14 protein-coding genes are annotated in these 13,156 nt (G+C 70.9%); 5 read left to right on the plus strand and 9 right to left on the minus strand.

What is annotated here, in order from left to right; all coding sequences use genetic code 11:
- Positions 1-39: 39 nt before the first annotated feature.
- Both AC07PU_RS34010 and AC07PU_RS34015 read right to left on the minus strand, forming a co-directional pair.
- Positions 40-645 carry a nuclear transport factor 2 family protein gene (locus tag AC07PU_RS34010; protein WP_495322620.1) on the minus strand — a complete coding sequence of 202 codons (606 nt, stop codon included), beginning with the start codon at positions 643-645 and terminating at the stop codon, positions 40-42.
- A gap of 40 nt (positions 646-685) precedes the next feature.
- Positions 686-1,561: an intradiol ring-cleavage dioxygenase gene (locus tag AC07PU_RS34015; RefSeq protein WP_296799151.1), complete on the minus strand. Its 876-nt coding sequence runs from the start codon at positions 1,559-1,561 to the stop codon at positions 686-688.
- Positions 1,562-1,727: 166 nt separating this feature from the next.
- Here AC07PU_RS34015 and AC07PU_RS34020 point away from each other — a divergent pair, with 166 nt between their 5' ends.
- On the plus strand, positions 1,728-2,660 hold the full coding sequence (locus AC07PU_RS34020; RefSeq protein ID WP_093347507.1) for a LysR family transcriptional regulator: 933 nt from the start codon (positions 1,728-1,730) through the stop codon (positions 2,658-2,660).
- A gap of 145 nt (positions 2,661-2,805) precedes the next feature.
- Positions 2,806-3,276 (plus strand): DoxX family protein, encoded by a 471-nt coding sequence (locus AC07PU_RS34025; RefSeq protein WP_495322621.1) that lies wholly within the window; start codon positions 2,806-2,808, stop codon positions 3,274-3,276.
- 12 nt (positions 3,277-3,288) lie between these two features.
- Here the strand turns inward: AC07PU_RS34025 and AC07PU_RS34030 are convergent, their stop codons facing one another.
- Positions 3,289-4,035 carry a Crp/Fnr family transcriptional regulator gene (locus AC07PU_RS34030; protein ID WP_495322622.1) on the minus strand — a complete coding sequence of 249 codons (747 nt, stop codon included), beginning with the start codon at positions 4,033-4,035 and terminating at the stop codon, positions 3,289-3,291.
- Between the two features lie 53 nt (positions 4,036-4,088).
- Between AC07PU_RS34030 and AC07PU_RS34035 the strand changes: the two genes are divergently transcribed.
- Positions 4,089-5,732, plus strand: coding sequence for an adenylate/guanylate cyclase domain-containing protein (locus AC07PU_RS34035; RefSeq protein WP_495322623.1), 1,644 nt, complete (start codon positions 4,089-4,091; stop codon positions 5,730-5,732).
- A 167-nt stretch (positions 5,733-5,899) separates the two neighbouring features.
- On the plus strand, positions 5,900-6,358 hold the full coding sequence (locus AC07PU_RS34040; RefSeq protein ID WP_495322625.1) for a hypothetical protein: 459 nt from the start codon (positions 5,900-5,902) through the stop codon (positions 6,356-6,358).
- A 100-nt stretch (positions 6,359-6,458) separates the two neighbouring features.
- Here AC07PU_RS34040 and AC07PU_RS34045 read toward each other — a convergent pair whose 3' ends face one another.
- From AC07PU_RS34045 to AC07PU_RS34070, 6 genes are all read right to left on the minus strand, one after another.
- Positions 6,459-7,520: a maleylacetate reductase gene (locus tag AC07PU_RS34045; RefSeq protein ID WP_495322626.1), complete on the minus strand. Its 1,062-nt coding sequence runs from the start codon at positions 7,518-7,520 to the stop codon at positions 6,459-6,461.
- A 97-nt stretch (positions 7,521-7,617) separates the two neighbouring features.
- On the minus strand, positions 7,618-8,028 hold the full coding sequence (locus tag AC07PU_RS34050) for a DoxX family protein (RefSeq protein ID WP_495322627.1): 411 nt from the start codon (positions 8,026-8,028) through the stop codon (positions 7,618-7,620).
- Entirely contained in the window at positions 8,025-9,446 is a 1,422-nt protein-coding gene (locus AC07PU_RS34055) for an MFS transporter (protein WP_495322628.1), read from the minus strand. The genes AC07PU_RS34050 and AC07PU_RS34055 overlap by 4 nt, the downstream gene beginning before the upstream one ends.
- Positions 9,443-10,663 (minus strand): 3-hydroxybenzoate 6-monooxygenase, encoded by a 1,221-nt coding sequence (locus AC07PU_RS34060; RefSeq protein ID WP_495322629.1) that lies wholly within the window; start codon positions 10,661-10,663, stop codon positions 9,443-9,445. Before AC07PU_RS34060 ends, AC07PU_RS34055 begins: the two co-directional genes overlap by 4 nt.
- Before the next feature lies 1 nt (position 10,664).
- Positions 10,665-11,636, minus strand: a complete 972-nt coding sequence (locus tag AC07PU_RS34065; protein ID WP_495322630.1) for an amidohydrolase family protein — start codon at positions 11,634-11,636, stop codon at positions 10,665-10,667.
- A gap of 7 nt (positions 11,637-11,643) precedes the next feature.
- Complete coding sequence (locus tag AC07PU_RS34070) at positions 11,644-12,630, minus strand: Bug family tripartite tricarboxylate transporter substrate binding protein (protein WP_495322631.1); 987 nt, start codon at positions 12,628-12,630, stop codon at positions 11,644-11,646.
- A 73-nt stretch (positions 12,631-12,703) separates the two neighbouring features.
- Between AC07PU_RS34070 and AC07PU_RS34075 the strand changes: the two genes are divergently transcribed.
- Positions 12,704-13,153: a MarR family winged helix-turn-helix transcriptional regulator gene (locus AC07PU_RS34075; RefSeq protein WP_093347531.1), complete on the plus strand. Its 450-nt coding sequence runs from the start codon at positions 12,704-12,706 to the stop codon at positions 13,151-13,153.
- The last annotated feature ends 3 nt before the right edge of the window (positions 13,154-13,156 follow it).

Genomic DNA, 13,156 nt, shown 5'->3' on the forward strand with positions numbered 1-13,156 from the left:
GAAGGCGCGCGGGCCGCTTCGGCCCCGATCCGGCCCGGCTCAGCGCTCGAGCGCGCCGCCCGCGAGCCAGCGCGCGCCGCGCTGGTACAGCGCCTCGACCGCCGAGCCCTTGAGCATCGGCATGTCGAGCTTCACCGTGTAGCCGATGCGCTGCTGGATGTAGGCCAGGTGGCGGTAGCCCTCGGGCAGCTCGGCCAGCTTGGCGGCATCGAGGGTCACGGTGGCGGCCGGATCGATCGGGTCGATGCGGTCCTTCTCGTAGATCGGCTGGCGGTGCAGCAGCTTCCACTGCCCCTCGTGCAGCACCACGAAGTCGTAGAAGCGGCCGGTGCACACCACGTCGCAGGGCACGCCCTCGACCAGGCCGCGCTGCGAGATCGTCATCTTGGTCTGCACGATGGCGCGCTCGCCCGCCAGTTCGATCGCCGAGCCGCCGAGGAAGTGCAGGATGCTCACGCCCTTGGCCCAGCCTTCCTGCGTGACGCGGATGAACTCGGCGAACGGCCCCTGGAACCAGGTCGCCATCATCACGCCCTCGGGATGCCACACGGTGGCGAAGCGCTCCCAGTCGCCGGCATCGCGCCAGACGGCCCAGCGCTCGATCATGCGGCGGATCAGCAGCTCCTGCTGCAGCGTGTCGTTCATTCCTCTGTCTCCTGGTTCCGGTGTGTGTCGTGGTCGGTGTTCAGGCCGGCTGTGCCGCGGCCTGCGGTGCGGATCGCGCCGGCGCCGCCGCGAGCGGGTTCAGCACGAAGTCGAAATCGAGCCGCCAGCGGCCGTCGGCCTGCCGCGTCCACGGCGCCACCAGCGATTCGCGCACCGCGAACACCGCATCGGAATCGAGCCACTGGTCGCCCTCGCGGAACACGTGGGTGATGAGCCGCTCGTAGCCCGGCGCCTGGATCATGAAGTGCAGGTGCGCGGGCCGCCACGGATGGCGCCTGGTGGCGTCGAGCAGCTGGCCCACCGGGCCGTCGGTCGGGATCGGGTAGGCCTCGGCCAGCACGCTGCGGAAATGCAGCGCGCCGTCGGGCCCGGTGTGCAGGCGGCCGCGGTTCTCGGCATGGCCGAGCTCGGGATGCTGCACGTCGTAGTGCCCGCCCGCGTCGGCCTGCCACACGTCGACCACGGCACCGGCCACCGGCGCGCCGTCGAGGCCGCGCACCGTCACGCTGACGTCGCAGGGCTCACCGGCCGCGCCGTTGGCCACGTCGTCGCCATGCGCGTACTCGGGCGCGCCCTCGACGTAGAACGGGCCGAACACCGTCGCCTCGGTGCAGCCCGCGGGCTTGTCGTTGTTCATCGCGATCGTGAGCATCGACAGCCCCAGCACGTCCGACAGCAGGATGAATTCCTGGCGCGTGTCGTCGCACATCTGGCCCGTGGCCGTCAGGTAGTCGATGCCCTGCTTCCACTCCGCCTCGGTCAGCTTCACCTCGCGCGCGAAGGCGTGCAGGTGCTGCACCAGGCTGGTCACGATCTCGTGCAGCCGCGGGTTCGGGGTGTCGGCGAAGCGCGCGAGCACGGCCTGGGTGATGTTGTCCTGGTTGAGATTGCGCATGGCGGCTGTCTCCATTCGTTCGAGGGGTTCGCCCGACTCTAGGCGTCGGACCGGAGGGCGCAAAGCACCTCGGCGCAAATGATTTTTCCGCCCAGCGGAACGGTCGACCCACCCCCTGGGACAAAATCCCCCAGCCCGAAAAAGACGCTCGCCGGAGACACGCCCCATGGACCGCTGGACCGAAATCGCCCTGCTCGTGCAGATTGCCGACGCCGGCAGCCTGAGCCGCGCCGCCGAGGCGCTGGGGCTGTCGAACGCGGCCGCGAGCCGCCACCTGAGCGCGCTCGAGGCGCGGCTGGGGGCCCGGCTGGTCGAGCGCAACACGCGCCGGCTCTACCTGACCGACACCGGCCGCGAGTTCTGCGGCCGCGCGCGCACCATCCTGTCGGACCTCGATGATGCCGAGACGGCCGTCAACGCCACCGCGCTGCAGCCCACGGGCACGCTGCGCATCACGGCCTCGCTGTCGTTCTCGATCCACCACATCGCGCCGCTGCTGCGCGAGTACACCCAGCGCTACCCCGGCGTGAAGGTGCACGTGGAGGCGGCCAACCGCTACTTCGACCTGATCGACAACAACATCGACGTGGCGATCCGCACGCGCGAGTACGAGCCCGATTCCAACGTGACGATCCGCCGCCTCGGCGAGACGCGGCGCATCCTCGCGGCCTCGCCGCGCTACTTCGCGCAGCACGGCTTCCCGAAGACGCTGGAAGAGCTGCAGCAGCACAAGCTCTTGATCTACACCTACGCCAACAACCCCAACGAGCTGCGCTTCACCGGCCGCGACGGCGAGGTCCGCACGGTGTCGGTGCAGGGGCTGCTCGAATCGAACGACGGCCAGGTGCTGCGCGCCGCGGCGCTCGACGGCATGGGGATCCTGGTGCAGCCCACCTACATCGTCTACGACGACATCGTGGCCGGCCGACTGGTGCCCACGCTCGACGACTGGGACCTGCCGCACCTGCGCATCAACTTGGCCTACCCGAGCCGCAAGCACCTGTCGGCCAAGGTGCGCAGCTTCATCGACTTCATGGCCGCGCACTTCCACAAGATGGACTACGAGCGCAAGTGGACCGGGCATTTCCTGGGCCGCTGATCCGCCCGCCCGAGCGGCTTTCGCGAAAAAAGGTGCGTAAACGCACCGACCGGCCCGCCGCCTCCTGCGCACACTGGAAACGGACCTGCCCGCATCCCGCGGGCGGGCACTGTCTTTTTCCATCCTGACCGCTCGAGGAACCGCCATGAACACCCAGGCCGCCACCGCCGCCACCCCGCGTGCGCCGATCGCTTCGTCGTTCGCCGCCCCCGCCCTTGCCAACGACGACGCCGGCAAGCTGCTGCTGCGCGTCGCCATCGGCGTGCTCGTGCTGCTGCACGGCATCTTCAAGCTCTCGGCCGGCGTCGGCTTCATCGGCGGCATGCTGGCCAAGGCCGGCCTGCCCGGTGGCCTGGCCTACCTGGTCTACGTCGGCGAGATCGTCGCGCCGCTGCTGCTGATCGCCGGTTTCTGGACCCGCGCCGCGGCCGCGGTGATCGTGGTCAACATGCTGTTCGCCTTCGGCCTGGTGCACATGGGCGACTTCTTCGCGCTGACCAATCAGGGCGGCTGGGCGCTCGAACTGCAGGGCCTGTACCTGTTCGGCGCGCTCGCCGTGGTGCTGCTGGGCGCTGGCCGCTTCAGCGTGGGCGGCACGACCGGCCGCTGGAACTGATCGCGCGGAGGCTCAGGACGCGTCGCCGCGTACCTGGGCCACCATCCGCTCCAATCGGCCGGCATCTTCCAGCACCAGCGCGCGGCCGTCCTTGCGCAGCACGCCGCTGCGCACCAGCGCATTGAGCTCGCGCGTGACCTGCTCGCGGTTGGTGCTGATCTGGCTGGCCAGGGCCGCATGGCGCGGCGCGGGCTCGAGCCGCGCCTGGTTGCCGTCGAAGCCGGCGCCGCGCGCCAGCCGCAGCAGCTCGGCATGCAGCCGGTTCTGCACGCCGAGGGTGCTGAGGTCGATCACGCGTTCGCTGAGCTGACGCACCAGCGCGGCCAGCCGCTGCATCACGCGCTCGGCCACCAGCGGCTCCTCGCGCAGCAGGGCCAGGAAGGCGGCGCGGTCGAGGCTGGCGACCACGCAGGGTTCGAGCGTGACCACGTCGGCCGAGCGCGGCCCGCCGTCGATGGCGGCGATGTCGCCGAAATGCTCGCCGGCCTCGGAGTCGCGGAAGGTCACCTGGCGGCCGTTGGCCGAATAGGTGGTCACGCGCACGCGGCCCGAGACCAGCAGGAACACCTCGCCCTGCTGCTCGGCGCGCAGCAGCAGCGGCTTGCCCGCGGCCACGCTGTGCCACAGGCACTGCTGCGCGAGCTGGTCGAGCCGCTGCTCGGACAGCCCCGCGAAGAGCGCGATCTGGCGCAGCGCGAGGCTGGAGCGCGGAGCGGCCGGAGCCGGGGAGGAAGACGGGGAAGGTGTGGTGGAGGCCATGCCGGGTCGGTGGGCGCCGCGCATTATGCTCGGGTGCCCTTCCGACCCGCCGCATGCACAGACGTTCCCCGTCCGCCCTGAGAACGCCCACGCGGCGCAACCTGCGCTGGGCCAGCGGGATCGTGCTGATGGCCTACGTCACGCTGCACCTGCTCAACCATGCGCTGGGCATCGCCTCCTTCGCCCGGGCCGAGGCGGTGCTCGACCAGTTGCGCGCCTTCTGGCACAGCCTGCCCGGCACCCTGCTGCTGTATGGCGCCGCGCTGGCGCACCTGGCGCTGGCCGTGGTCGCGCTGTGGGAGCGGCGCACGCTGCGCATGCCGCCGCTCGAGGGCCTGCGCGTGCTGCTGGGCTTCTCGCTGCCGCTGCTGCTGGCCACCCACCTGACGGCGATGCGCGGTGCCTACACCGTCTACGGCATCGAGGGCTCGTACGCGCGCGTGGTCTGGGGCCTGTGGGACCTGCCGGGCGCGAGCGCGCAGTTCGCGCTGATGCTCGCGGCCTGGGTGCACGGCTGCCTGGGCCTGCACTTCGCGCTGCGCGTGCAGCCCTGGTACCGCCGCTTCTCGCACCTGCTGCTGGCCATCGCCGTCGTGCTGCCGCTGATGGCCGCCGTGGGCTTCGTCTCGATGGGGCGCGAGTTCCAGTGGACCGGCGTGCCGCCGACGGCCGTGCCCACGGCCGAGCAGTCACGCGTGCTCGGCGCGATCGAGCGCAACATCAAGCTCTTCTATGCGCTGGCGCTGGCCGCGCTGCTGCTCGCGCGCTGGGGCCGCACGGCCTTCTACCGCTGGTCGGGCCGGCCCTCGATCGCGCTGCGCTATCCCGAGCGCACGGTGCACGTGCCGCGCGGCTGGAGCGTGCTCGAGGCCAGCCGCTCGCACGGCATCGCCCACCTGTCGGCCTGCGGCGGCCGCGCGCGCTGCTCGACCTGCCGCGTGCGCGTGAACGGGCCCGCCGGCCACGTCGACCCGCCGGGCCGCGACGAGCAGCGCACGCTCGAACGCGTGCGCGCGCCGGCCGACGTGCGCCTGGCCTGCCAGCTGCGCCCGCGCGGCGACATCGAGGTCACGCCGCTGTTCGCGCCGCGCCCCAACGAGGGCCGGCCCGCGCCCGTGGGCAGCTTCGGCCACGAGCGCGACGTGGCGATCCTGTTCGTCGACCTGCGGCGCTGGTCGGGGCTGTCGGAACGCCAGTGGCCCTTCGACCTCGCCTACGTGCTCGACCGCTACTTCGCCACCGTCGGCGCCGCCGTGCGCGAGGCCGGCGGCGTGCCCAACCAGTTCATCGGCGACAGCGTGATGGCGATCTTCGGCCTCGAGACCGACCTCGCCACCGCATGCCGCCAGGCGCTGCGCGCCACCGCGCTGATCGGCGAGCGCATGGACGCCTGGAGCGAGGGCTTCGAGGCCCAGTTCGGCCAGCGGCTGGACTTCGGCATGGGCCTGCATGCGGGCCGCGCCGCGGTCGGCGAGGTCGGCTACCTCGAGACCACCACCTTCACCGCGATCGGCGAGGTGGTCAACACCGCGAGCCGGCTGCAGGACCATTCGAAGAAGGCCTCGGCGCGGCTGGTGCTCTCGCTGTTCGCCGCGCAGCAGGCCGGCGCGGCCGAGACGCTCGGCGAGCCCGAGATGCTCGCGGTGCGCGGGCGCACCGAGCCGCTGGCGGTGCTGTACGCGGTGCGAACGGCCTGAGCCTTCGCCCCCGTTTCTCCCCGCTGCCAGTGGGGTTCACGGCCCCGCGCGATCGATCGAAAGCGGTGCGCAAACGCACAGCGCGAACCACGATGCGGTTTCACACTGCATCCCGTGGCAACGACGAATGTCCGCCGCCCACACAGACATCCGAAGGGACTCCCATCATGAACACCAAGCAACTCATCGCCCTCTCCGCTTTCGCACTCGCAGCCGGCGCCGCCTCGGCCCAGACCGTGCCGGCCGAAGCCTGGGTGGGCGCGCCGATCGCCACCACCGGCAGCGCGCTGAGCCGCACCGACGTGCGCGCCGACCTGGACCGTTCGAAGACCGTGGCCCAGGCACCGCAGGAAGCATGGGTCGGCAGCGAAGCCGGCGAGAACGTGGCCGCCGGCGCCCTGAGCCGCGCCGAAGTGAAGGCCGACCTCGCGCTGTGGACCCGCGCCGGCCTCAACCAGTACGCGCGCATCGACGGCATCGACAGCACCAACCCCGATTTCCGCCAACGCACGGCCGCCTACGAGCGCCTGCGCAACAGCCCGGCCTACCTGGCCGAAGTGAAGCAGCTGCAGGGCGTGCCCTCGGTGGCCAGCACGCAGCCCGCGGGCGGCGAAGCGGCCAACTGAGAACCGCACCCGGACCTCGCGCGAAGGGCGCGAAGGTCCCGCCAGCACGGCGGGCCCTTCGCGCCCTTCTTCTTTTTGGGTAGAGGAGAAAAGCGGCCGCTCAGGGCCGCGCGCCTTCCCAGGCGTTCTGCAGCAACGCGCGGATCGCATCGCGCTCCAGCGGACGCGGATTCGGATACTGGTTCTGCAGCGCCTGCGCGCAGGCCACGTCGAGGTCGGCTTCCTTCATGCCGATGTCGCGCAGCGCCACCGGCGCGCCGTTGTCGCGCGCGAGCTCGTACACGGCCTGCGCCGCGCTGCGGCCGCCGAGCGCACCGGCGATGCGTTCCATGGCGCGCGGCGCCGCCGCGGCGTTGTAGGCCAGCGCATGCGGCAGCACGATGGTGTGGGTCTCGGCATGCGGCAGGTTGAAGCTGCCGCCGAGCGTGTGGCAGAGCTTGTGGTGCAGCGCCATGCCGACGTTGCCGAGCACGGTGCCGCACAGCCATGCGCCGTACAGCGCGTCGCCGCGCGCCGTCAGGTCCTGGGCCGAAGTGCGCAGCACGGGCAGCGCGCGGCCCAGCGCGGCGATGCCCTCCACCGCCATCAGGTCCATGATCGGGTTGGCATCGACCGCGTAGAGGCCTTCGGCCGCGTGCGCGATCGCGTTGATGCCGCTGGTCACGCTCATCGACACCGGCAGGCTCAGCGTGAGCTCGGGGTCATAGATCACGGTGCGCGGCAGCACGCGCGCGTCCTTGCCGGTCTTCTTGAGGCCGGCCTCGGTGATGCCGTAGATCGGCGTCATCTCGGAGCCCGCATAGGTGGTGGGAATGGCGAGGATCGGCAGCCCCGAATCGAGCGCGATCGCCTTGCCCAGGCCGGTGGTCGAGCCGCCGCCGATGGCCACGGCGCAATCGGCATCGAGCCGTCGCGCCACCTCGCGCGCCTCGCGCGCCGTTTCGATCGGCACATGCATCACGGCGCGGTCGAACACGCCGGCCGCATGGTCGCCGAGCAGGGCGGCGATGCGCTCGGCCTGCGGCCGCTGCTCGGGCGTGGACAGCACCAGCGCGCGGCGCGCGCCGAGCGCCTCGATCTCGCGCGCCAGATGCCGTAGCGTGCCGGCACCGAAGACCACGCGCTGGGGCGCGCTGTTGTAGACGAAGGAAGAAATGGTCATGCGTCGGGCTTTCTTTTTCAGGGCGCGAGGCGCCCGCCGCGAGTCTCCCGCGCGCTCGCGCGTGTTTCCATGCTGCGAACGGAAAGCAGTTTTCCGCTCAGCGCACAGTGTCGCTGGCGCGGGCCTGCACGATCAGCACCAGGAAGCCGCCCACCATCGCCACGTTCTTGAGGAAGTTGTTGAGCTGCGCATTGAACTGCGCCGCGTCGGCCGCCCAGAAGGCATGGGCCGCGAAGGCTGTGGCGAGGGTGAAGAGCGCGAGCGCGAGCGCCACCCACTTCACGCGCCAGCCGGCGACCAGCAGCAGGCCACCGCCGATTTCGAGCGCGATGGTCAGCGGCAGCACCACGTCGGGCAGCGGGATGCCGAGCTTGGCGAAATAGCCGAGCGTGGCGCCATAGGTCATGAGCTTGCGCGTGCCCGCGATCAGGAAGATCGCGGCCATCAGCACGCGGGCCGCCACCACCGCCGCGCCGCCCTCGCGCGCACCCACCGTTGCCGTCGTCATGTCTTCTCTCCTTCGCGCGTCGCCGCGCCGTTGTTGCCGTTGTTGCCGTCTTTGTGGCCTTTGCCGAATCCCGTGCGCCCCATGCAGAACACCATCGCGCACGACAGCAGCGCGGGCAGCGCCGCCGCCATGAACAGCGCGCCGTTCGACCAGTGCAGCCCGATCAGCCAGCCCGCCACCAGCGGCCCCGCGATCGAGCCCGCGCGGCCGATGCCGAGGCTCCAGCCCATGCCGGTGGCGCGCACCGTGGTCGGATAGACGCTCGAGGCCAGCGCGATCAGCGCCGGCTGCGCGCCGACGATGCAGAAGCCGCTGACCACCACCGCCGCCAGCATGGCCGCGAGCGGCAGCGCGGGCTGGCCGATCAGCGCGATGGTCAGCACCGCGAGCGCGAACACCGGCACCAGCACCCGGTAGAAGCCCACGTGGTCGATCAGCGGCCCCATCGCGACCGTGCCCACCACGCCGCCCACCTGCAGCAGCGTGCCGGCGGCCACCGCCACGTTCGCGCTGTAGCCCGCGTCGACCGCCAGCGTGGGCAGCCAGTTGGCGAGGAAGAACAGGTTCAGCAGGTTGAGGAAGTTGATGCCCCACAGCAGCAGCGTGGCGCGCGCGCGGCCGCCGCGGAAGAGTTCGGCCACCGGCGCGCCGTCCTGCTTCGCCTCGTGCACGACATAGCGGCTGGCGGCATCCACCGGCACGCCGGGCGCGATGTGGCGCAGCCACTGCTGCACCCGGTCGAGCCGGCGCCCGCGCAGCACCAGGAACTGCATCGACTCGGGCATGTAGCGCAGCATCAGCGCGGCGATCACCAGCGGCACCACGCCGCCGAACACGAACACCGCGCGCCAGCCGCCCAGCGGCAGCAGCAGCGCGCTGATCGCGCCGCCGAGCACCGCGCCGCCGGTGAAACCGCACGAGACCCACATCATCAGCGTCACGCGCCGCCGGTGCGGGCTGTACTCGCTGGCCAGCGCGCTGGCGTTGGCCATGATGCCGCCCAGCCCGATGCCGGTGATGAAGCGCATCGCGAGCAGCTGGCCCAGCGTGTGGACCCCCGTGGTGGCGAGCATGCACAGCGCGAAGAACACCGTGGCCGCGATCAGCACCGGCCGGCGGCCGAAGCGGTCGGCGCAGATGCTCAGCACCAGCGAGCCGACCAGCATGCCCAGCAGGCCGGCGCCGAACACCGGGCCCAGCGCGGCCTTCTCGATGCCCCATTCGTGCACGATCGCGGGCGCCACGAAGCCCATCGCCTGCACGTCGAAGCCGTCCATCACCACTGCGCAGCCCACCAGCACCAGGATCCAGCGCTGGAAGCTGCTGACCGGATGGCTGTCGATCAGCGCGGGGATGTCGATCGGCGCGCGCACTTCGGCGGCACCGCCCGTGCCCACGGATTCGGCGCTGGCTCTCACGCGACCGCCTCGTCGAGATCCAGGCAGTGCTCGGCGCTCCAGCCGTAGAGCCATTCGAGCGCGTCGTAGAAGCGCTCCTGCGGCCGGCCCTTCCACATGCTGTTGCGCACCTGCCGCTCCACGCCCTTGGCGTGATAGATGCGCCCCATCTCGCGCGCCGACAGCACCACGCGCGCGGTGCGCGCCACGCGCGAACGCTCGTACAGCGCGAGCGCGCGCGGCCAGTCGCCCTGTTCGCGGCGCAGCGCGAGGCCGAGCGTGACCGCGTCCTCGCAGGCCGTGCAGGCGCCCTGCGCGAGGTACTGCACCATCGGATGCGCGGCATCGCCCAGCAGGGTGGCGCGGCCGAAGGTCCATTGCTCGATCGGGTTGCGGTCGGCGGTCGAGTAGCGCTTCCAGGCCTGGGGCACGCGCAGGATCTGCTGCACCCGCTCGCAGGTGCCGGCGAAGAAGCGCAGCAGCTCGGCCGGGTCGCCGTCCATCGAACCCCATTCCTCGGGCCGGTCGCTGTGGAAGGTGGCGGCCAGGTTGAACTTGTCGCCGCCCTTGAGCGGGTAGTGCACCAGGTGGCAGTTGGGGCCGACCCAGATGCACGGCGCGGTGAAGCGCAGTGCCTCGGGGAACTCGGCCGTGTCGACCACCGCGCGGAACACCACGTGGCCCGACACCCGGATGCCGTCGCCCACGTACTGCTGGCGCACCACCGAGCGCACGCCGTCGCAGCCGATCAGCGCCTGGCCTTCGTGGTGCCCGCCCTGCGCGTCGATCAGCGTCACGCCCTCCGCGTCCTGTTCGATCTTCACGCCTTTGGTCGAGGTCAGGAACTCGATCTGCCCGTCGCGCGCCGACTGCACGCCGTCGAGCAGCGCGCCATGGATGTCGGCGCGGTGGATCACCGCATAGGGATTGCCGAAGCGCTCGCGGAAAGCGTCGGCCAGCGAGATGCCGGCCACGCGCCGCGCATCGAGCGCATCGAACATCACCATCTCGTCGGTGTAGACCGCCTTGGCGCGCAGCTGCGTGCCCACGCCGAGGGCATCGCAGGCCGCGAAGGCGTTCGGGCTCAGCTGGATGCCGGCACCGATCTCGCCGATCTGTCCGGCCTGCTCGATCACCTTGACGCGATAACCCTCGCGCACCAGCGCGAGCGCCGCCGCCAGCCCGCCGATGCCGCCGCCGGCCACCAGCACCGGCCGCGTGTCTTTCGCCGCGCCCATTTCAGTTGAGCCCGAACAGCCGGCGCGCGTTGTCGCGGCCGATCTTGCGGCGGTCGTTCTCGCTGATCTCGCAGCGGTCGAACCAGCGCGCCGCGTCCTCGTGCTTCTCGAACGGATAGTCGACCGAGTACATGATGCGGTCCGATCCCACCTCGAGCATGGTCGACAGCAGCGTGGGCGTGCGGAAGTTGCCGCTGGTCGTGATGTGCACGTTGCTGCGCAGGTAGTCGCCGATCTCCCTGTCGCAGGGCATGCCGCGGCGGCCCTTGCGCAGGATGTGGTCGACGCGCCAGATGTTGAACGGGATGCCCTCGCCGAAGTGGCCGAGGATCATCTGCAGTTCGGGATGGCGGTCGAACAGGCCGCTCGACAGCAGGCGCAGCGCATGGATGCCGGTCTCCACCGCGAAGGCCCAGGTCGGGCCGGTGAGCCAGTGCGCGCCTTCGTAGATCGGCTCGCGCGGCAGCAGCGGGTCGCGCGGATGCATGTAGAAGGGCTTGCCCAACGCGGCCGCGGCGCGCCAGAAATCGGCGAAGCGCGGGTCGTCGTAGTAGACGACCGTCTGCTCGTCGCCGACCTGCGAGAAGCCGTTGACCAGGAAACCGTGGAAGCCCAGTTCCTTCACGCAGCGCTCGAGTTCGCGCGCCGCGGCCTCGGGGTCCTGCAGCGGCAACGCCGCGAAGCCGCCGAAGCGCGCGGGATGGCGGCGCACCTGCTCGGCCAGCACGTCGTTGGCGCGCTGCGCGACCTCCACCGCGCGCTTCGCGTCGGGAATGCCCTGCACCGCGGGCGAGTTCAGCGAGAGGATCGAGAAGGCCGTGCCCCACTGGTCCATCTGCTCGAGGCGCTGCTGCTCGAAGTCGAGCAGGTTGCTCCTGAGGGTCTGCCACACCTCGGGCCGTGCATAGACCTGCGAGTCGGCGATCGTCAGGTCGATCGCGAAATGCTCTTCGAGCGCAATCTTGTCTTTCATGGGGTGTTCACTCCGGTTTGATGTTCAGCTTGTCGAGCACGTCCTGCCAGGTCTTGCGGTCCTCGGCGATGTAGCGCGCCAGTTGTTCGGGCGTGCCGGGGCGCGGATAGGTGCCGAGCTCGCGCGACTTGGCGACCACCTCGGGCAGCAGCAGCGCCTCGTTCATGTCCTTGTTGAGCTTCGCGAGCACCTGCGCGTCGACGCCCTTCTTCGCGATCACCGCGAACCAGCCGTGCGCCACCGCACCGGGCACGGTCTTGCTCGCGAGCGGGAAGGCCTCGAGGCCGGGCTCCACGCGGTCGCCCATGCTGGCCAGGATGCGCATGCGGCCGCCCTGCACGTTGCCCGCGACCACGTTGTAGGTCTCGACCATCATCTGGGTCTGGCCGCCGAGCGTGGCCTGCATCGCCTGCGCGCCGCCCGGGTAGTGCACCTCGAGGAACTGCGCGCCCGACTGCAGCCCGAGCAGCGCCGAGGCCAGGTGCGGCGCCGTGCCGCGGCCGTTGTCGGCCACCTCGACGCCCTGCGGTCTGGCGCGCGCGGCCGCGATGAAGTCGGCCAGCGTCTTGTGCGGCGAGTTGCCGGGTACCGCGAGCATGAAGGGCGCCACCGCCGCGAGCGTGACCGGCACGAAGTCGCGGTTGAAGTCGTAGCTCACGCCCTTGATCGTGCTCGGCGCCACCGAGATCGCCGAGCCCTGCACGAAGCCGAAGCTGTAGCCGTCGGCGGGCGCGGCGAGGATGCTGTTCATGCCGATCACGCCGCTGCCGCCGGGCCTGTTGTCGACGATCACGCCCTGGCCCCACTTCTCGCCGAGCTTCGCGCCCACGAGGCGGATCAGCACGTCGGGCGCCGAGCCGGCCGGGAACGGCACGATGAAGCGCACGGCCTGGGTCGGCCATTTCGCGGCCGTCTGCGCCTGCGCCGCCGGCAGCGCCGAAACGAGGGCCAGCAGGGCCGCGACGGCGTGCCTGCGAGAGTGTCCGAGGCTCATCTTGTTGTCTCCATTTACTTGATTATTCAAATAAGTGGGCGGACTATATACTTGAACAATCAAGCATGTCTAGATGAAAACCCCAACGTCAGAACACGACCTCGAAAAGGCCATTCCCTTCCTGCTGGCACGCGCCGGCGCGCGCATGGGCAATGCCTTCGCCAAGGCCCTCAAGCCCTATGGGCTGAGCCTCAGCGAGTGGCGTGTGTGCGCCTCGCTGCAGCACACGCCGCGCCAGACGCTCTCGGAGCTCGCGACGCACGCCTCGACCGACCTGTCGGCGCTGTCGCGCATCGTCGACCGGCTGGCGGCCAACGAGCTGGTGATGCGGGAGAAGTGCGACACCGACAAGCGCGCGGTGCGCATCGCGCTGACCGAGCGCGGGCTCGCGCTCACGCTCGAGCTGATCCCGCTCGCACAGCACTACGAGGCGGTCGCGATCTCCGACTTCAGCCCGGCCGAGGTCAAGACCCTGCGCGCGATGCTGCTGCGGCTGTACGCGAACGCGACGCCGCTGGCCTGAGGG

The sequence above is a fragment of the Variovorax sp. GW821-FHT10D07 genome (genome assembly GCF_059415325.1).